General features: G+C 71.5%; 14 protein-coding genes. 2 read left to right on the plus strand and 12 right to left on the minus strand.

Going from position 1 to position 19,271, the window contains the following annotated elements:
- Positions 1–579 precede the first annotated feature (579 nt).
- On the minus strand, positions 580–1,584 hold the full coding sequence (locus IE269_RS37000) for a stage II sporulation protein M (protein WP_189827701.1): 1,005 nt from the start codon (positions 1,582–1,584) through the stop codon (positions 580–582).
- 125 nt (positions 1,585–1,709) lie between these two features.
- Here IE269_RS37000 and IE269_RS37005 point away from each other — a divergent pair, with 125 nt between their 5' ends.
- Positions 1,710–2,684, plus strand: coding sequence for an RDD family protein (locus IE269_RS37005; RefSeq protein ID WP_189827702.1), 975 nt, complete (start codon positions 1,710–1,712; stop codon positions 2,682–2,684).
- On the opposite strand, the gene IE269_RS37010 is transcribed toward IE269_RS37005, so the two are convergent.
- The 8 genes from IE269_RS37010 to IE269_RS37045 form a co-directional block, all read right to left on the minus strand.
- A complete protein-coding gene (locus tag IE269_RS37010; protein WP_189827703.1) occupies positions 2,681–3,328 on the minus strand; it encodes a hypothetical protein in 648 nt (215 codons plus the stop codon). The two genes, IE269_RS37005 and IE269_RS37010, sit on opposite strands and share 4 nt — an antisense overlap.
- 648 nt (positions 3,329–3,976) lie before the next feature.
- Positions 3,977–5,434, minus strand: coding sequence for an adenosylhomocysteinase (gene ahcY / locus IE269_RS37015; RefSeq protein WP_189827704.1), 1,458 nt, complete (start codon positions 5,432–5,434; stop codon positions 3,977–3,979).
- Positions 5,435–5,845: 411 nt separating this feature from the next.
- Positions 5,846–6,823 carry a cation diffusion facilitator family transporter gene (locus IE269_RS37020; RefSeq protein WP_189827705.1) on the minus strand — a complete coding sequence of 326 codons (978 nt, stop codon included), beginning with the start codon at positions 6,821–6,823 and terminating at the stop codon, positions 5,846–5,848.
- 108 nt (positions 6,824–6,931) lie between these two features.
- Complete coding sequence (gene manA / locus IE269_RS37025) at positions 6,932–8,161, minus strand: mannose-6-phosphate isomerase, class I (RefSeq protein WP_189827706.1); 1,230 nt, start codon at positions 8,159–8,161, stop codon at positions 6,932–6,934.
- 174 nt (positions 8,162–8,335) lie between these two features.
- Positions 8,336–9,475: an SIS domain-containing protein gene (locus IE269_RS37030; RefSeq protein WP_189827707.1), complete on the minus strand. Its 1,140-nt coding sequence runs from the start codon at positions 9,473–9,475 to the stop codon at positions 8,336–8,338.
- A 139-nt stretch (positions 9,476–9,614) separates the two neighbouring features.
- A complete protein-coding gene (locus IE269_RS37035) occupies positions 9,615–9,797 on the minus strand; it encodes a Trm112 family protein (RefSeq protein WP_189827708.1) in 183 nt (60 codons plus the stop codon).
- Positions 9,798–10,100: 303 nt separating this feature from the next.
- Positions 10,101–11,465: a phosphomannomutase/phosphoglucomutase gene (locus IE269_RS37040; RefSeq protein ID WP_189827709.1), complete on the minus strand. Its 1,365-nt coding sequence runs from the start codon at positions 11,463–11,465 to the stop codon at positions 10,101–10,103.
- 97 nt (positions 11,466–11,562) lie between these two features.
- Complete coding sequence (locus IE269_RS37045) at positions 11,563–12,000, minus strand: DUF3499 domain-containing protein (protein ID WP_189827782.1); 438 nt, start codon at positions 11,998–12,000, stop codon at positions 11,563–11,565.
- A 423-nt stretch (positions 12,001–12,423) separates the two neighbouring features.
- Between IE269_RS37045 and IE269_RS37050 the strand changes: the two genes are divergently transcribed.
- Positions 12,424–12,810, plus strand: coding sequence for a metallopeptidase family protein (locus IE269_RS37050; RefSeq protein ID WP_438817675.1), 387 nt, complete (start codon positions 12,424–12,426; stop codon positions 12,808–12,810).
- Positions 12,811–12,918: 108 nt separating this feature from the next.
- Here the strand turns inward: IE269_RS37050 and IE269_RS37055 are convergent, their stop codons facing one another.
- From IE269_RS37055 to IE269_RS37065, 3 genes are all read right to left on the minus strand, one after another.
- Positions 12,919–14,409, minus strand: coding sequence for a DUF5719 family protein (locus IE269_RS37055; RefSeq protein ID WP_189827710.1), 1,491 nt, complete (start codon positions 14,407–14,409; stop codon positions 12,919–12,921).
- Complete coding sequence (locus IE269_RS37060; RefSeq protein WP_189827711.1) at positions 14,406–18,170, minus strand: glycosyltransferase family 2 protein; 3,765 nt, start codon at positions 18,168–18,170, stop codon at positions 14,406–14,408. Before IE269_RS37060 ends, IE269_RS37055 begins: the two co-directional genes overlap by 4 nt.
- Before the next feature lie 291 nt (positions 18,171–18,461).
- Entirely contained in the window at positions 18,462–18,725 is a 264-nt protein-coding gene (locus tag IE269_RS37065) for a WhiB family transcriptional regulator (protein ID WP_030927001.1), read from the minus strand.
- Positions 18,726–19,271 lie beyond the last annotated feature (546 nt).

Raw genomic sequence — 19,271 nt, forward strand, 5'->3', positions numbered from 1 at the left:
CAGGATCAAACTCTCCGTGAATGTTTACCCGTAATCGGGTCCACACATCGGAAGAGCGGAACAGCCACCATCGGAATAAGACGATGTGTTCCTGCGTCCTCGCTAGTGTTTGCCTGCCCGCACCCCGAAGGGCCGTGCAGGTCTTTTCAAAGGAACCTCAACTTGCCGAAGCAAGTCGGGGTATCAACATATTTGGCGTTGACTTTTGGCACGCTGTTGAGTTCTCAAGGAACGGACGCTTCCTTTGTACTCACCCTCGCGGGCTTTCCTCCGGACGTTTTNCCGATTTCCTCGGTGCTTTCCAGGTTCTTCGCTTTCGCGTTTTCCCTTTCCGGCGATTCCGACTCTATCAGAAGCGTTTTGGCCGAGCTAATCGGCTTCGTGATTCTGAAAGGGAATCGGGAGGCCCTCACTCGGAATCGATATTCCAGATTCCAGGAGAGCGAGAGAGACACTAACTGACCGCCATCGAGTTTGTCCAACTCAAGGCAACCGTTCGAATCTACCTCCCCCTTCGAACCATGTCAATGGTTTTTGGGGCGTTGAGAAGACTAGCAGGTCAGACGGGGTGCCTGCACATCACGCGGCCGTCGGGAGCTCGGCGCTGCGGTCGGCGAGTTCGACGTCGCCCTGTTCGCCGGACCGTACGGCGCGGCCTCCGCACACGTACACGTACACAAGGAAGGCCAGCTCTGCGGCGACGCCGATGGTGATGCGGGCCCAGGTGGGGAGGCCGGAGGGGGTGACGAAGCCTTCGATGAGGCCCGAGATGAAGAGGACCAGGGCCAGGCCGATCGCCATGCCCACGGCGGCACGGCCCTCTTGGGCGAGGGCGGCGCGGCGAGTGCGGGGGCCTGGGTCGATGAGGGTCCAGCCGAGACGCAGGCCGGTGCCGGCGGCGACGAAGACGGCGGTGAGTTCGAGGAGGCCGTGCGGGATGACCAGGCCAAGGAAAGTGTCGAGGCGGCCGACGGAGGACATCAGGCCGATGCCCACGCCGAGGTTGAGCATGTTGAGGAAGAGGATCCAGAGAACCGGGACGCAGAGGAAGGCGCCCAGGACGAGGCACATGGCTGCGGCTTGGGCGTTGTTCGTCCAGACCTGGGCGGCAAAGGAGGCGGCGGGGTGGCTTGAGTAGTACGTCTCGTACTGACCGCCTGGGCGTGTCATCTCGCGGAGGTCGGACGGGGCTCCGATCGAGGCCTGGACCTCGGGGTGGGCGGCGATCCACCAGCCGATGATCGCGGCTACGGCTATGGAGAGCAGTGCCGTCGGGATCCACCAGCGGCGAGAGAGGTAGACGGCGGCCGGGAAACCGTGGGTCAGGAAGCGGACCGCGTCTCGCCAGGAAGCGCGACGGGTGCCGGTGACGGTGGAGCGGGCGCGGGCCACGAGTTGGGTGAGGCGGGCGACCAGGACGGGGTCCGGTGTCGTCGACTGGAGGAGGGAGAGGTGGGTGGCCGTGCGCTGGTAGAGGGTGACGAGCTCGTCGATCTCATCGCCGGTGAGACGGCGGCGGCCCAGGAGGCGGTCGAGGCGGTCCCACTCGGCGTGGTGGGCGGTCACGAAGACGTCGAGGTCCATGATCGGCTGCTGCTCCAGGCACTGGGTCCGGGTCCGACGAGAAGGCACAGCACTGCGCGCGCTGGGTGTCAGCTTGGCAGACTGAGGATTTCAGGGGCGGGAAGGGCTGCGAGAGGTGAGCACCGGTGAGTGAGTTCGTGACGGGCGATGCGGTCGTACTGGGGGTGCGGCCCGCGCGTCTGCCGAGTCGGGCGTTGGCGCTGCTGATCGACATGCTGGTGGTGTGGGCGGCGTATCTCGGGATTTCCTTCGGGCTGGTGCTGGCCACTGCTTCGCTGGACGAGGCGGCCATGGCGGCGGTCATGGTCGGAACGTTTCTGTTGGTGCTCGTGGGGGCGCCGATCGCGGTGGAGACGCTGACGCGGGGGAAGTCGCTCGGGAAGCTGATCTGCGGGCTGCGGGTGGTCAGGGACGACGGTGGTCCGATTCGCTTCCGGCACGCGTTGGTGCGGGGGGCTGTCGGGGTCGTGGAGATCCTCATGACGTTCGGGGTGGTGGCGTGTGTCGCGTCGCTGGTTTCCGAGCGGGGGAGGCGGATCGGGGACGTGTTCGCGGGGACGCTCGTGGTGCGGGAGCGGGTGTCGGCGGGGCGGACGGATTCGGTGCCGCCTCCGCCGCCGTGGTTGGTGGGGCGGTTCGCGGGCTTGGATCTGTCGCGGGTGCCGGACGGGCTGTGGCTTGCGGTACGGCAGTACCTGACGCGTATGCGGCAGTTGGACCCGCAGGTCGGGGCTGCGATGGCGGGGCGACTGGCCGGGGATCTGGCGGGGTACACGGGCGTCGCTGTGCCTCAGGAGGTGCCGCCGGCGGCCTATCTGGCGGCGGTGGTGCACGAGAGGCAGATGCGGGATGCGCAGCGGGCGATGAGGGCTGCGGCGGGGGTTCAGGTAGAGGGGCCTGGGCCAGGTGTTCCTGGTGGAGTGGTGGGTGGTGGGAGGCCTGGTCCTGGTCCTGGTCCTGGTCCTGGTCCTGCTCCTGCTCCTGCTCCTGCTCCTGCTCCTGCTCCTGCTCCTGCTCCTGCTCCTGCTCCTGCTCCTGCTCCTGCTGAAGGATCTTCGGGGGGCAGGGCTGCCGGGACGGGGTTCGCGCCGCCTGCTTAGAAGGTGGTGGGGTTCGAGGCCTTGGGTTCGGTGGGGAAGGCCGAGGGCGGGGTTTCGAGGTGTTCCAGCTCGATGCCGGGGGCGGAGAGGACGACGTCGCCCGCGATGTGGATCTGGTGCTGTTCACCGGTGTCCAGGGCGTTGACCTGGTATTCGTCCACCATCAGGGGGCCGTTGTCAGTGGCGTGTGCTTCGCTTTTCACCAAGGACCAGGACTGGTCGAGCGTACGTGGTGCCAGGACCGGGTCTGTGAAGGCGACGAGGCGGAGGCGAGTGGCGGGGGAAGCGGGGGTGAGGCGCAGGAGTCGGGTGAGGGCGACGAGGAATGCCGGGGAAGTGCCGGTGAAGGCGTGGGCGCGGACATTGCCTTCGGTGGCGTGAACTCCGGTCGGGTCGGTACGGACCCAGGTGACGCCGTCCAGGGCGGCTCCTCGGACCTGCCAGCTCGCGGTGTGGAGTTCGAGGCGGATGGGCCGGCCGAGGTCGTCGAGGGCGAGGTCGACGGAGCCGGCGTGGTCGCCGGAAGGGGTGATGGTCTGGGAGACGTAGCGCCAGCCGGAGGGGCCGGGCGTGCAGTGGAAGTGTTCTTCGCCGAGAGGGGTGTGGTCGTGGGGATCGTGGAGCGAATAACGGCCGCGGGGCATGGGGTGCTTCGAGTCCTTCGGGTCGGTTGAGGGCCTGGCCCTGCGGGGCGTGAGGGGCGAGCCCGTGAAAGGCTCGCGGGTCGTCGGGCAGTGGGTCGTACGGGCCGCCGGTCGTACGGAACACCGTCGGCGGGACGCGTGGCTCGGGACGGGGTCTCGGGCCACGGGCCTCGTGTCTCGCACGGGGTGCCGTCCCGTCGGATCGTACGGGGAGAGGGCCGTGCGAGCTGTGGCGGCGGGGTTCCGGCGAGGCTTGAGCGAGGGGCGTCGTGGCGGGCCGGGGCTCCTGGGTGCCGCGGCCACCCCAGGCTTCTGGCACTTGGACGGCGGGCGCCATGTCCTGGGGTCCAAGTATCGACACCCGGGTGCCCTCCCGGCTCCCGGCTCCCGGCTCCCGGCTCCCGGCTCCCGGCTCCCGGCTCCCGGCTCCCGAGCATGGGGCTTCGGGGGGGCGGTCTGAGGCCCGGATGTCGGGTGGGGCAGTTGGGGGTGATCGGGGCTTCCGGGGGCGAGGCGCCGGCGGGGGCGTGGGGGTGTGGGGATTGGTGCGAGGAAGGGGGGACGGGGCAGGCCCCCGGCACTGGGTGGCGGGGGCCTGCGGGACAGCTGGGCTGTCGGCTGCTGGGGAGCGGCGTGGTGCCGGTCGGATCAGTAGCGGTAGTGGTCCGGCTTGTACGGGCCCTCGACCTGGACGCCGATGTAGTCGGCCTGCTCGGGGCGGAGGGTCGTGAGCTTGACGCCGAGGGCGTCGAGGTGGAGGCGGGCGACCTTCTCGTCGAGGTGCTTGGGGAGCACGTAGACGTCGGTCGGGTACTCCTCCGGCTTGGTGAAGAGCTCGATCTGGGCCAGGGTCTGGTCCGCGAAGGAGTTGGACATCACGAAGGAGGGGTGGCCGGTGGCGTTGCCCAGGTTCAGGAGGCGGCCCTCGGAGAGGACGATCAGGACCTTGCCGTCGGGGAAGGTCCAGGTGTGGACCTGGGGCTTGACCTCGTCCTTGACGATGCCGGGGATCTTGGCCAGGCCGGCCATGTCGATCTCGTTGTCGAAGTGGCCGATGTTTCCGACGATGGCCTGGTGCTTCATCTTGGCCATGTCGGCGGCCATGATGATGTCCTTGTTGCCGGTCGTGGTGACGAAGATGTCGGCGATACCGACGACGTCGTCGAGGGTGGCGACCTGGTAGCCGTCCATCGCGGCCTGGAGGGCGCAGATGGGGTCGATCTCGGTGACGATGACGCGGGCGCCTTGGCCGCGGAGGGACTCGGCGCAGCCCTTGCCGACGTCGCCGTAGCCGAAGACGACCGCGACCTTGCCGCCGATGAGGACGTCGGTGGCGCGGTTGATGCCGTCGATGAGGGAGTGGCGGCAGCCGTACTTGTTGTCGAACTTCGACTTGGTGACGGCGTCGTTCACGTTGATGGCCGGGAAGAGGAGAGTCTGGTCCCGGTGCATCTCGTACAGGCGGTGGACGCCGGTGGTGGTCTCCTCGGTCACGCCGCGGATCTCGGAGGCGAGCTGGGTCCACTTCTGGGGGCTCTCGCCGAGGGTGCGGTTGAGGAGGGTGAGGATGTGGGCGTACTCCTCGGAGTCCGCGGTGGACGGGTCCGGGGCGGAGCCCGCCTTCTCGAACTCGACGCCCTTGTGGACGAGGAGAGTGGCGTCGCCACCGTCGTCCAGGATCATGTTCGGGCCGCCGGTGGGGGTGTTGGGCCAGGTCAGGGCCTGCTCCGTGCACCACCAGTACTCCTCCAGGGTCTCGCCCTTCCAGGCGAAGACCGGGACGCCCTGCGGGTCCTCGGGGGTGCCGTTCGGGCCGACCGCGATGGCGGCGGCGGCGTGGTCCTGGGTGGAGAAGATGTTGCAGGAGGCCCAGCGGACGTCGGCGCCGAGGGCGACGAGGGTCTCGATGAGGACCGCGGTCTGGACGGTCATGTGGAGGGAGCCGGTGATCCGGGCGCCCGCGAGGGGCTGGGCGGCGGCGTACTCCTTGCGGATCGACATCAGGCCGGGCATCTCGTGCTCGGCGAGAGTGATCTCCTTGCGGCCGAAGGCGGCGAGGGAGAGGTCGGCGACCTTGAAGTCCTGGCCGGTGGCGACAGTCGTCATGAAGTGCTGCTCCTCGTGAGGTGGTTCGAGGTGGTTTGCGGCTGATCTGCGGCGGCGGGCACACGAATGCCCGAGCACTCGCAGCGCAGTCCGTCGGAGGCCCTCTCTCCCTCGGCCGGTCCTGCGGACCGCCCGACCGCCATCAGCAGCGACGTCTGGCTAGGGTTACGAACTTACACCGATCGGCCCAGCGGACCCCAGCCCGCCCCTGGTGTCCGGCTGGAGGGAAGTCACATTGCGGGGTTGGGCATTTCGGGATGTTCGGTGCCCTGTTGTGGGTCCGGTGCTGGTCGTGGGGGTGCCGTGGGGTCGGTGGGGTGCGGGTGGCGGGGCCGAAATCGTACGGTCGGAGAAAGACCGAAGGCCCGCGCCGGGTGCGGCGGGGCCTTCGGGGGGTGAACCGGGGTGCGGTCAGAGGGTCTTGTCGGGGGTGGGGCCGCCCGGCGTGTGGGCCGGGTTCTCCCCCGCGGCGGCCGCGGACTCGCTGTAGATGTCGGGTTCGAGGTAGATGACGCGGGCGATCGGGACGGCGGCGCGGATGCGTTCCTCGGCGGCGTTGATCGCGTTGGCGACCTCGGTGGCGGTGTCGTCGTGCTGGACGGCGATCTTGGCGGCGACGAGGAGTTCCTCGGGGCCGAGGTGGAGCGTACGCATGTGGATGACGCGGGTGACGGTGTCGCCGTCGACGATCGCGGCCTTGATCTTCTCGACCTCGTCGGTGCCGGCGGCCTCGCCGAGCAGGAGGGACTTGGTCTCGGCGGCGAGGATGATCGCGATGGCGATCAGCAGGATGCCGATGCAGAGGGTGCCGATGCCGTCCCAGACGCCGTTGCCGGTGAGGAGGGCCAGGCCGACGCCGCCGAGGGCGAGGACGAGACCGACAAGCGCGCCGAAGTCCTCCAGGAGGACGACGGGGAGTTCGGGGGCCTTGGCGCGGCGGATGAAGTTCTTCCAGGACTGGCTGCCGCGCGTGTGGTTGGACTCCTTGATGGCGGTGCGGAAGGAGAAGCCCTCGGCGATGATCGCGAAGACGAGGACGCCGACCGGCCAGTACCAGGCCTCGATCTTGTGCGGGTCGTGGATCTTCTCGTAGCCCTCGTAGATGGCGAACATGCCACCGACGGTGAACAGGACGATGGAGACGAGGAAGGCGTAGATGTAGCGCTCGCGGCCGTAGCCGAAGGGGTGTTCGGGGGTGGCCTCGCGCTTGGCCTTCTTGCCGCCGAGCAGGAGGAGGCCCTGGTTTCCGGAGTCGGCGACCGAGTGGACGCTCTCGGCGAGCATCGAGGACGAGCCGCTGAAGAGGAACGCCACGAACTTCGCTACGGCGATCGCGAGGTTGGCGGCGAGTGCCGCCACGATTGCCTTGGTGCCGCCTGACGCGCTCATGGGTGCAGGGTTCCTTCCTGGATGTCCTGGATGCTGCGGCCCGAGCGCCGCGGTGGGTGTGGCGGCACATTGTTGCAGCTTGCCGTGGCGTCCGGGGCTGCTGGTTCGTCAGATGACGACGGTGGCGCGGAATACCGTGCCCGGTCCGGACAGTTCGGTCTTTTCGCCTGCTGGTACGTAGACGGACTCGCCGGGGGTCAGGGGCAGGTCGCCCGCGCGTGGGGTGCCCGCGGTGCACAGGAGGATCTGGGGGGCGCCGTCGGGGAGGTGGGCCGGGGCGGCGTCCTGCGCGAGGACGTAGCGGGAGAGCCGGAACTCGTCGATCGGGGTGTCGTACAGCTCTTCGCCGTCGGGGGCGGCTTCGGGGCGCAGGACTCCGGGGTCGGTGGCCTCGAAGCGGACGACGCGCAGGAGTTCGGGGACGTCGACGTGTTTGGGGGTGAGGCCGCAGCGCAGGACGTTGTCGGAGTTGGCCATGATCTCCACGCCGAGGCCGTCGAGGTAGGCGTGCGGGACGCCGGCGCCGAGGAAGAGGGCTTCGCCGGGCTGGAGTCGTACGTGGTTGAGGAGGATCGCGGCGAGGACGCCCGGGTCGCCGGGGAAGTGGTGGGCGAGGTCGGCACAGGCGGCGTACGCGGCTGCTTCGGTGGGGTCGGTGGCGGGGTCGGCGGCCAGGCGGGCGGCGGCGTGGGCGGTCGCGGTGACGGTGGCGGCCAGTTCGGCGCGGTCGGCGGTGAGGATGGCCGTGAGGACTTCGCGGAGGGCGGCTTCCTCCGGGTGGGCGCGCAGCAGGTCGGCGTACGGCTTGAGGGAGCCGACGCCGAGGGCGTCGAAGAAATCGGCCGATTCGGTGGGAACTCGGAAGCCGCACAGTCCGTTGAACTCGGTGAGGGCGCAGATGAGTTCGGGTTTGTGGTTGGCGTCCTTGTAGTTGCGGTCCGAGGCGCCGATCGGGACCCGGCGGCGCTCCTCGTCGGCGTATCCCTCCTGCGCCTGGGCGAGGTCCGGATGGACCTGGAGCGAGAGCGGTGCTCCGGCGGCGAGCACCTTGAAGAGGAACGGCAGCCGCGGGCCGAACTTCTTCACCGCCGCCGTGCCGAGCTCGGTCTCGGGGTCGGCGGTGATGACGTCGGAGAGAGCCTGGGGCTCCGGGGTGCCGGCGTCCACGCTGCCCTCCGTGCCGGGGGCGGGGCGGGTGATGCGGGAGGGTGCGCCGGGGTGGGCGCCCATCCACAGTTCGGCCTGCGGTTCGCCGGTGGGCTCGGTGCCGAGGAGTTCCGGGATGGCGGTCACGGAACCCCAGGCGTAGGGGCGCACGGTGTTGGCGAGGCGATCCATGGTGGCTCTTTCCGGTCCGGGGCCGTGGGTCGGACTCGATCCTCGGGGGCGGGCGGGAAGTCCCGGCGACGAGTCCGTGGAGCAGAAGAGAAGAGAGGGGTTTCTGGCGGTACGGATGCGGGGCGACGGCGGGCTTCGGCGGTGGGGGGTGTCGGGGTCGGTCGGAGGGAGGGGTCAGTCGGAGGGAGGTGTGGAGGCGGCGAGGGCGAGGTAGGCGGTCGCGAAGTCGGTGACGGCGAGGAGTTCGGCGAGGCTTTCGAGTTCGCCGCCCTCTTCGGGTTCGAGTTCGCTGAGGGGTGTGTCGTGGCCCAGGGCGAGTTCGCGGGCGGCGGGGGCGGCGGAGAGGCCTCCGGTGGGCCGGTCGCGGAGGAGGACCGCGCGGGCGCGCAGGGCCTGCGGTTCGTCCACCCGGTCGCGGAAGAAGTCGTCCGGGTCGGCGCCTGCCGCGTACGCGCCGGTGAGGAGCATGCCGTGGGCGGGCAGGGCCTCGGGCAGTTCGGCGGCGAGCGCGGGGCGGCCCGCCAGCTCGGCGAGGACGGCGGCGAAGCGACGTCCGGCCGGGCCTGCGAGGGTGCCTTCGGTCCATACGAGCGGGAGCGCGTCGGCGAGTTCGGAGGCGAGGGTCTTGGCCGGGTTGCTGTAGGTCACGATCGCGGGGCCGCAGCGTTCGGCGGTGCGGTCGAGGCGGTCGGCGACGGCTTGGAGGGTGTTCGGCGGGGCGGAGAGCAGGCCGACGCGGTCCAGGAGGACCAGGAGCGGGGTGAGGAGGGCCCAGAGGGGGCCGGGGCCGGCGGTCGTTCCCTCGTCGTACTCCTCGTACGGAGCGGTGGCCATGGGTACGAGGAGGCCGGTCGCGCCGTTGACGGACTCGCTCAGCGGGGAGCGCTGGGGGGCGACGGCGACGACGGTGCAGCCGCGGCGGTAGGCCTGTTCGGCGAGGAGGGCGAGGCCGGGTTCGGCGCCGTCCGTGGTGACGACGAGGAGCAGGTCGACGGGTCCGGCCCAGCCGGGCAGGGTCCAGCGCAGGGCGCCCGCGGCGGGGGCGACGCCGGTGGGGCGCAGGTGCGTCACCGGGCAGGTGGCGCCCGCGAGGGCGGTCAGCAGGTCTGCCACACCGGTGGCGGCGACGCCGGGGCCCGCGATCAGTACGGCGCGGGGGCGGCCGTCGGGCTTGAGGTCGGCGAGGCCGGCCTCGGTGGCGTGCCGGGCGGCGGTGCGGACCCGGGCTCCGGCTTCGGCGGCTCCGCGCAGGAGGCCGCGGTGGTCGGCGCGGGCCAGTGCTTCCGGGCTGTCGAGGAGCGACTCGTCGAGCATGGGGTGGGGCCTCCGATCGCCTTGCGCGGGTGAGGGCTGCGGAGGGGGCTCGGGGTGCGGGTCCCCGCTCCGGGTGTGCTCCGGGTCCGGGTGGCCCGGCCGGGGCCCTCGGCGGCGGCCGGGTTCGGAACGTACCGGATCAGGCGGGGCGGCGGGCCTCGTCGACCAGGAGGACCGGGATGCCGTCGCGGACGGGGTAGGCGAGGCCGCAGTCCTTGCCGGTGCAGATCAGTTCCGGGGTGTCGGCTGCCGACTCGTCGCCGAGGGGGGAGTGGCAGGCCGGGCAGGCGAGGATCTCCAGGAGGCCGGCTTCGAGTGGCATGGGGTGGTCCCTTCGGGGGGTGCGTGTGGGTGGGGTCAGCTTATCGCTGGGGGGTGGGGGGACGAGGCGGGTCGGTACGGGGGCGGGCCGGGGCCCTGCGGTGACGCGCGTCCGGTGCGGGGGCTGGGCGGGGGCGCTCCGGGGTGGGCCCGGAGCGGAGACGGGCCGCCCCCTTGCCCGCCCGTTCCCCCCCCCCCCCCCCCCCCGGGGGCGGCCCCGCCGCCCAAGGGGACGGCGGCGGAAAGGGGCGCCGCCCAAGAGGGCTGAGGAGAAAGGGGGCAGCCGTGCGTCCGGTGGCTGGGGTCAGGCGCGGATCAGGGTGAGGACGTCGTCGCGGAGTTTGAGCATGGTGGCCTCGTCGCGGGCTTCGACGTTGAGACGGAGCAGGGGTTCCGTGTTGGAGGCGCGGAGGTTGAACCACCAGTCGGGGCTGGAGACGGTGAGCCCGTCGAGGTGGTCGAGGGTGGTGTCCGGGAGGTCGGCGTAGGCGGCCTGCACGGCGGCGGTGCTGGCGGCCTGGTCGGCGACGGTGGAGTTGATCTCGCCGGAGCCGACGTAGCGGTCGTAGGAGGCGAGGAGGGAGGAGAGGGTGCCGGGCTGGCCGCCGAGGGCGGCGAGGACGTGGAGGGCGGCGAGCATGCCGGTGTCCGCGTTCCAGAAGTCCTTGAAGTAGTAGTGCGCCGAGTGCTCGCCGCCGAAGATGGCGCCACTGATGGCCATTTCGGCCTTGATGAAGGAGTGGCCGACCCGGGTGCGCACGGGGGTGCCGCCGTGTTCGCGGACGACCTCGGGGACGGACCACGAGGTGATCAGGTTGTGGATGATCGTGCCGTGGCCGCCGTTGCGGGCGAGTTCGCGGGCCGCGACCAGGGCGGTGACGGCGGACGGGGAGACTCCCGCGCCGTTCTCGTCCACGACGAAGCAGCGGTCGGCGTCGCCGTCGAAGGCGAGGCCGAGGTCGGCGCCCTCGGCAACCACGCGGGCCTGGAGGTCGACGATGTTCTTCGGGTCGAGCGGGTTGGCCTCGTGGTTGGGGAAGGTGCCGTCGAGCTCGAAGAACATCGGGACGAGGGTGATCGGCAGCGCGGCGAACACGGAGGGCACCGTGTGCCCGCCCATGCCGTTGCCCGCGTCGACGACGACCTTCAGGGGGCGCATCGCGGAGAGGTCGACGAGGGACAGCAGGTGCGCCGCGTAGTCCTTCAACGTGTCGCGGGCGACGAGGGTTCCCGGGGTGGCCACCGGTGCCGGGGCTCCGGTTTCCGACCACTCCTCGACCAGGGCGCGGATCTCCGCGAGGCCGGTGTCCTGGCCGACCGGGGCGGCGCCCGCGCGGCACATCTTGATGCCGTTGTACTGCGCCGGGTTGTGCGAGGCGGTGAACATCGCGCCGGGGACGTCCAGGGTGCCCGAGGCGTAGTAGAGCTGGTCCGTCGAGCAGAGGCCGATCTCGGTGACGTCCGCGCCGCGGGCGGCGGCGCCGAGGGCGAAGGCGCGTGCGAGGCCGGGCGACGAGGGGCGCATGTCGTGGCCGACGGCGATCGCTGTGGCAGCTGTGACCTGCACGAAGGCGGCTCCGAAGAGTTCCGCGAGGTGCTCGTCCCACTGGTCGGGCACCACCCCACGTACGTCGTACGCCTTCACGATCTGCGACAGATCAGCAGCCACGTGCCACCCCTTGGGAAAGTCCTGTTCGGTCGCCCCAAACTACCCGTACGGGGGTTCTTTGGACCGTACGGTGACGAGCCGCAGGGGGTGCCGACGCCTACTCGGGCGAGCGCAGGACCCGCAGGTGGCCGCGGCGGGCGGCGGAGGGGGAGGCCGGGTTCGCCGTGCGCGCGCTGTTGGCGTCGGGGTCGGCGGGGCGCTCGTGCGGGCGGGCGGCTTCGCGGACGGCGTTGGCGAGGGCTTCGAGGTCGTCGCCGCTGGGGCGGGCCGGTGCGGAGCCGTCGGAAAGGCGCACGACGTCCCAGCCGCGGGGTGCGGTCAGGCGGTCGGAGTGTTCGGCGCACAGGTCGTAGCAGTGCGGCTCGGCGTAGGTGGCGAGCGGACCGAGGACGGCGGTCGAGTCCGCGTAGACGTACGTCAGTGTCGCGACGGCAGGGCGACCGCACGCAGTGCGCGAACAGCGACGTACAGGGCTCACGACGTTGGACGGTACCGCACTCTTGAACGGGCCGCGACGACTCTCCCCCGACGTCACCCCACCGTGTCGTTCCCGGGCTGGTGGCCAGGGCGTCTGCGCGAGCACCGTTCTGACCTGCGGGGAGACCAGTGCGGGCAGGGGCTGCCGGGCTGTGTCCCGTATGCCGAAGGCGGCGAAATACGTCGACTTCGACGGGACAACCAGTCGCAAGAGGTTACGAAAACGAGCCCGTGTTTGGCCGAAATGATCATTCTGTGACAGTCGCGGCACCCGGACGGGAGCCGGGCACGACGTGGACGCAGCCCTGACGGGACCTGGGCGGCGGCTGGATCGCCGTGCTCCGCGGAGGGCTACGCTGCGTCAGTGATGGACAGTTCCGGACCGCCCCGCTCCCCCGACCCGCACGCACCCGAGTCGCAGGCCGCCGAGCCGCGTCCCACGGGCCCCAGGCCGCGCAGGCGGGATCGCCACGGGCGCGGCATGCGCGGCCCCGTAGCGCCGCCGCAGGTGCCGCTCTCGGCCAGCAGGGCGGAGGTCTTCGGCGATCTCGTGCAGGACTCCGTGGAACGGCTGGAGCGGCGCTGGCCGCAGCTGGCCGAGGTCGACTTCCTGGTGCTCGACGTGCCGCGCACGGCGGCGGCCGACGGTCCCGAGGAGTGGTCGGACGAGCCGGTGCCGCTGGGCGGGGTGGTGCCCGCCGAGGAGGGCCGTCCGGCGTGCGTGGTGGTCTACCGGCGTCCGGTGGAGATCCGTACCAAGAGCCGCGACGAGCGGGCGCTGCTGGTGCACGAGGTGGTCGTGGAGCAGGTCGCGGAGCTGCTGGGGCTGGCCCCCGAGTCGGTCGACCCGCGCTACGGGCAGGACTAGGGCGAGCACCCAAGACGAGAGCGAGCACTGTGGCAACACGAGGTCCCTGTCACCAGCACCGGTGACAGGGACCTCGTGTGCAAGGGGTGTGCGGAACGTCAGTCGGCGTCAGTCGTCCAGCGCCGGGTCCAGCACCGAGAGGTCGTTCTTCGCGCGCGGCACCACGACCGTGCCCTTGTCGTCCGGCATCGACTGGACGGTGAACATCGGGACGCGGTCCTCCTCGATCGTCAGGACGCGGGCCGCGTGCACCGGGCCGCCGGACACCGATTCCACGGTAAGCGCGTAGGAGCCCTTCAGGCCGGCCGGTACGGGGGCCGCCACCGACAGGGTCGCGCCCGCCTTGACCTTGAACGTCTTGGAGACCGGCTCCCCGCCCTGGCTGCCGGCCGAGGCCGTGACCTTGACCTCGCCGGCGGCGCCGGGCGCGGTGAGCGAGAGCACCGAGCCCTGTGCCCTGTTGTCGGCGACGGTGGAGCGGGCGCCGACGGAGGCGGTCGCGGGGACGTAGGCGACCTCCTGCTTGTCCTTCACGCCCCGTACGACGCGCATCGCGGCCACCACGGGGGCGCTCTTGTTGCCCTCCGTGGGGCTGAGCACTAGGGCGCCCGCCTCTCCCCTGGCGACGTCGCCCAGGTCGAGTGAGGCCGTCATCCGGGACTTGACGTGCAGGGTCTCGGCACCGGCCGGGGTGAGGGAGCCGTTGGCGCCCGCCAGCTTCACCTTGAGGTCGGCGTCGCCCTCGCCGGTGGCGAAGACCACCAGGCGCACCGATTTGGCGTCGGCGGGGATGCCGGGGAGCACGACGTTTCCCGCCGGGTCGGCGGAGGCGGTGAGCCAGTCGCCGCCGACCTTGTCCTCCAGTGCCTGCACCGCGGCGCCGACGCGGCCGGCGCGGGTGGTGACGTGCACCGTGGCGTCGTTGATCTTGGCGGAGGACAGGGTGGACAGCAGGACGGGGACGGTGGCGTGCGGCGGGACGGTGATGCCCTCCCCCGCGTCGGACTCGATGGCGCCCTGGGGGCCGTACAGCTCGACGTCGGCGACGGCGGCGGAGTCGTCGGGGTTGGTGAGGTGGACGTAGTCCTGGCGGGTCTCGGCGGTGCTCACGCCGGGGAACCAGAACTCGGTGTCGGGTGCCGAGCAGCTCACGCCGAGCAGGCCGCGGCCCGTGCCGAGCTTGGTGGTCTGCTGGGCGGCCCAGCCGGGCGCGAGAGCGCCGTCCGCGGTGCCGACCAGGGCCGGGGCGTCCGCGCCGCTCGCGGTGGCCGTGACGGGCTTTCCGGGCTCCTTGAGGATGACGGTGGGCTTCTTGGCGGGCTTGCCCGCGACCGTCACCGGCACGAGTTCCGCCTTGCCGGACTTGGCGTCCGCCGTCGCGCCCTTGGGGGTGAAGGACGTGTACGTGGTCTCCGCGAGGTCGGAGGTGCTGGGGGCGGGGCACAGCAGGCTGGAGCGTTCGACGGGCAGCCGGGCGGCCGCCGTGCCGGTGCTCTTCGCGCCGTCCTGCCCGCCGGAGGGGGCGGCGACGGCGGCGAAGCCGGTGACTGCGGCGAGGGCGACGACGGCGCCGATCAGGGAGAGGGTGCTGCGGTTCATCGGTTGTTGCTCCCGTCGGGGCGCTGCCGGTCGTGGTGCGGGTCGTCGCCCTGGTCGTCCGCGTAGGGGTCGTACGGCTGGGGGCTGTACGCGGGCGGCTGCTGGAAGGAGGACGGTCCGCCGAAGTAGGCGCTGTCGCCGGTGCCGGTGTTCCCGTCACCGGTGCCGGTGCTCGCGTAGGGCTCGTAGGACTGCTCCTGCTGGGGGCCGCCCTGCGGCTGTTGCTGGTAGCCGTACGAGTCGTAGTCGTACCCCTGGGTGGTGTAGCCCTGTTGCTGCGGCTGCTGGTAGGGGTCCTGGGCGGTGTACTGGCCCTGCTGCTGCCCGTACTCGGCGTCGGCGCCGACGTACGCCTGGGCGTCCCATTCGCCGTACGCGCCCTGCTGGGGCACCGCGGCGTACGAGCCGTCCTCCTGCTCCGGGTACGGGGAGGCGTACGGGTCGGCGACGGGCGCCGGGGCCGGTGCCTGTTCGGCCTCCGCCTCGGCGGCGGCGCGCAGCCTGCGTGCCCTGCGGCCCTCGCCCTCGACGGGGGCGGCGGGGAAGTCCGGTGCGGCCACCGCCTCGGCGTCGGGCAGGTCGTCGTCGATCTCGCGGCGGCGGCCCGGCAGGGCGAGCACCACGAGGACGACGGCGAGCGCGCCCTGTGCCCACAGCCAGACGGTGTGGGTGAGCGGGGATGCGTACGTCAGGTCCAGGCGGCCGCCCTCGGCGGGCAGTTCGAAGCCCTGCGCCCAGCCGTCGACGGTCTTCTTGGTGAGTTCCTTGCCGTCGAGGGTGGCCTTCCAGCCGGGTGCGGCGGTGTCGGCGAGGCGCAGGACGCGGCCCGTTTCGCCGCCCTTGACGGTGGTGTGCGCCTCGATGCGCTGGGAGGCGACGGGGACGGGCTCCACGCCCTCCTTGGGGGAGACGATCGTGAGGCGGGCGACCTGGCGCTCGACGCGCCACAGGGCGCTGCCGTCGAGCTGGCTGAGCCGGCTGAGGCCGGGGGTGGAGTCCAGGACGCGGCTCATCTGCCGGGAGGCGGCGCCGTCGCGCACCAGGACGTAGCGCACGGCGTAGCCGCCGAGCTGGCCCGCCTGGTCGGCGCCGGAGCCGGCGACCAGGTTGGAGACGATCTTGTCGAGGCCGGGGGTGGTGCCTGCGGCCCGGGTGAGTTCGGCGTCGCCGAGCCGTCCGCCGGAGCCGCGCACCAGGGAGTACGTGACCTGGTCGGCGGAGCCGCCGCCGAGCACCAGGGTGCGCGGCTGGTCGCGGGTGGTGGACTCTTCGGCGACGAACGCGGGCACCTGCACCGGGTCGCGGCGGCCGAGGGGTCCGTCGGCGCCGAGGACCATCCAGCCGACGGCGGCCAGGACCGGGCCCAGGGCGGCCGCTGCGGCGATCAGGACGGCGACGGGCTGGCGCCAGCCGAAGTTCTGCGAGGCGACGCGTTCGCGGGCGCCGTCGGCGCCGAGCACGGACGCGGCGATCAGCGCGAGGCCGTAGACGAGGGTGGCCGGTCCCGCCCAGCCGTCGCGGTTGGTGACGACGGCGAGGACGAGGGCGAGGACGGCGACCACCCAGGCGCTGCGGACGGCGAACTGGCGCTCGCCGCGCAGCAGGGCGGCCAGGGCGGCCAGCACGATGCCGACGAGCAGCAGTCCGCCCGCGGTCTTGGGGCCGCCGGGGCTGATGCCCAGGAGGTCCAGCGGGGTCGCGGAGCCGGCCCCGAAGGGCAGTCCGGCCTCGCGCAGCAGGGCTGCGGGGTCGGTGAGCAGTGACAGCGACCAGGGTGCGAGCACCAGCAGCGGTGTGCCGACGGCCGCCACGAAACGCAGCGCGTAGGCGGTGATGTCGTCGCGCCGCAGCACCAGGACGCCGATGCCCAGCAGTACGGCCAGCGGCCACACGATCGGGGTGAAGGCGGTGGCGACGGTGAGCAGGAGTGCGTACGACCACACCGAGCGCCAGCTGGAACGCGCACCGGCGCTGGTGCGCGCGCCGCTCGCGGAGACGGCGCACCGGGCGATCAGCGGCAGCAGGACGGCGAGGATCGCGGTGCCGATGCGGCCGCCGGCGAGCGCACCGGTGACGGCGGGCAGGAAGGCGTACGCGACGGCTGCCCAGGCGCGCAGCAGCCGGGACTCCACCAGGGGCCGGGAGGCGAAGTAGGCGGTGAGTCCGGCCAGCGGCACCGAGCACACCAGGATCAGCGTCAGGGCGGCGTGCGTGGAGCCCAGGAGCAGGGTCGCGAGGGTGGCCAGGAGCGCCAGGTAGGGCGGGGCGGACTGGGTGCCGCCGGTGCCGGTGGGGTGCCATGAGTGGGCGTAGCGGGACCAGAGTTCGGAGGCGCCCTCGGGGGTGGGCAGCAGGGCGCCGCCGGCGAGGGAGCCGCTGCCGAACAGGCCGCGGCAGGCGACGAGGGCGACGATCAGCAGCAGGGCGAAGAGGGCCGGTCCCGGTTTGCGGGCGACCTTCTTGACCCGGGCGAACTGCTCGACCTCCAGGAAGTCGGCGTCGTCGCCGCCGGGTCCGGACTCGACGGCGCCGTGCCGGGAGCCGCCGGACTCGGCCTCGTTTGCACCGCCGAAGGAGCCGGCGACCTGTTCGACGGTGGCGCGCAGGGTGGCGCCGGGCGGCGGGAAGAGGGGGCGCAGCTCGGATGCTTCGACGTCGCCCTTGCCGCGGGCCTTGCGGGCGGCGAGGACGCGTCCGGGGCGCAGCAGGACGCTCATGAGGCCGGTGACCTCGTCGACGGCCTGTCCGGGCACCTTGCCGACGAGGTAGGCGAGGGTGCGCAGGAGGGTGCCGACGACGAGCCGCAGCAGGACGTAGGGGAGGACCGCGCCGCGGGCGTTGGCGAGCATCGTGTAGACCGCGCCGGCCTTGTCGACGCGGTGCGGGTTGGCGACGCCCCGGCCGACGCAGTCGACGGTGCGGCGTTCGCGGGCGGCGGCCTCGGCGTGCCGGACGACGGCGTCGGGGGCGACCAGGACGCTGTGTCCGGCGGCGTGCGCGCGCCAGCACAGGTCGACGTCGTCGCGCATCAGCGGCAGGTAGCGGTCGAAGCCGCCGAGCTGTTCCCAGACGTCGCGGCGGATCAGCATGCCGGCGCTGGAGACGGAGAGGACGGAGCGCACCTGGTCGTGCTGGCCCTGGTCCTGTTCGCGGCGGTCCAGGCCGGTCCAGCGGCGGCCGGAGTTGGCGATGGAGACGCCGACCTCCAGCAGCTGCTTCTTGTCGTACCAGCCGCGGAGCTTGGGGCCGACGATGGCGGCGGTGTGGTCGGAGTCGGCGACGCGCAGCAGCTCGGCGAGAGCGTCGGGGGCGGGGGCGCAGTCGTCGTGGAGGAGCCACAGCCACTGCACGGGTTCGCCGTGCGGCAGGTCCGGCAGGTCGTAGGCGTCGTCGCGCCACTGCCGGCTGACGGGGTCCCAGCCGCTGGGCTTCTTCAGGTACGGGAGTTCCTCGGGGGTGAGGACGGGTGCGGTGCGCACCGCCTCCTCCACGGCCGTGCCGAAGCCGGTGCGGCGGGCGAGGTGCAGGACGCGTTCGTCGCCGAAGGCCTCGGCGACGAGCCGGGCGGAGTCGTCGGCGCTGCCGGTGTCGGCGGCGACGGCGTCCTGCACCGGTCGTTCCTGGCCGAGGACGCCCTGCAGGACGTCGGGCAGCCAGCGCGCACCGTCGTGGGAGACGAGTACGGCGGTGACGACGTGGCGGGGGAACTCGGGCGGGGTGGCGGCGGCCGCGTACGGGGCCGTTGGTTGACTGACGGACATCGACGTACGGGCCCTCCGGCCGGGGTCCGGGGGTCGCCCCCCGGAAGGCTGGTTAAAGCTGACTGCGGTGCGCACGAGGGCCTGTGGGGCACCCGGTGCGATCGCCGGACAGCGGCCCACACTAACGGCTGCACATGCAGACGGTCCGCCGCCTGCGGGGAAGGGGCAGGCGGCGGACCGTTCGTTGTGTACTGCCTTGTGCTGTTTTGCTGGGGCGGTGCGGCCGGGGCACCGCGGGCGGTGCGGCGTTGCGTTCCGGGGTCGTTCCGGGGGCCGCCCCGCATATACCGCTCAGACCGCGGCCTTCTTCAGTCTCCGGCGTTCACGCTCGGACAATCCGCCCCAGATTCCGAAGCGTTCGTCATTCGACAGGGCATATTCAAGGCATTCCGAGCGGACTTCACAGGCGAGGCAGACCTTCTTTGCCTCACGGGTGGAACCACCCTTCTCGGGAAAGAAGGACTCGGGGTCGGTCTGGGCGCACAATGCGCGCTCCTGCCAGCCGAGTTCCTCGTCCGCGTCCTCGACCAGCAGTTGCTGGAACAGCTCGGTCATGTGCGCCCCTCGTCTGTCTTTTGCTTCCCCGTGATGTTGCCGTTACCGAATCCGGCCGAACGACACGAGTGAAATTACAAGTGTGTAGCTCCGTGGCAGTCAAGCCGGGATCTGCTATTGGGCCCGTTATTCACTCTGCGGAACCAAGGCTATGCGGAAAGTGTTCAAATCGCCAAAAACCGTGACACAAGACCTCGCCTCGACAACGGGTACCCCCGACAGGGAGGAAGACGCGGAAGAGATGGATCTTGTTGCGGTTTGCTCCGTGAAGCGACTCGGATCACAGTCGGATCACGAGACGGCAACGGCACGCAGGCGAAAACTTCGCGGAGAAGCCAGTGACGCAGTGCGCGGACCCCGTCGACCGACCGCAGTCGAACCACAGTCGGTTGCAGCGCGGTCTCTCCACGTCAGCGGCTGCACAAACCTTTCTCCGTTCGGGCTCACCGCATGAGGTGAAAGATTGCCGCCAAACCGGTCACCGAGTTGACAGCCGGCGAGGCTGCCGGTCACCTTTGTTTCCATGCCAGCGAACGCAGTGCTCCC

The sequence above is a fragment of the Streptomyces spiroverticillatus genome, assembly GCA_014650415.1.
Taxonomy (GTDB): Bacteria; Actinomycetota; Actinomycetes; order Streptomycetales; family Streptomycetaceae; genus Streptomyces; species Streptomyces spiroverticillatus.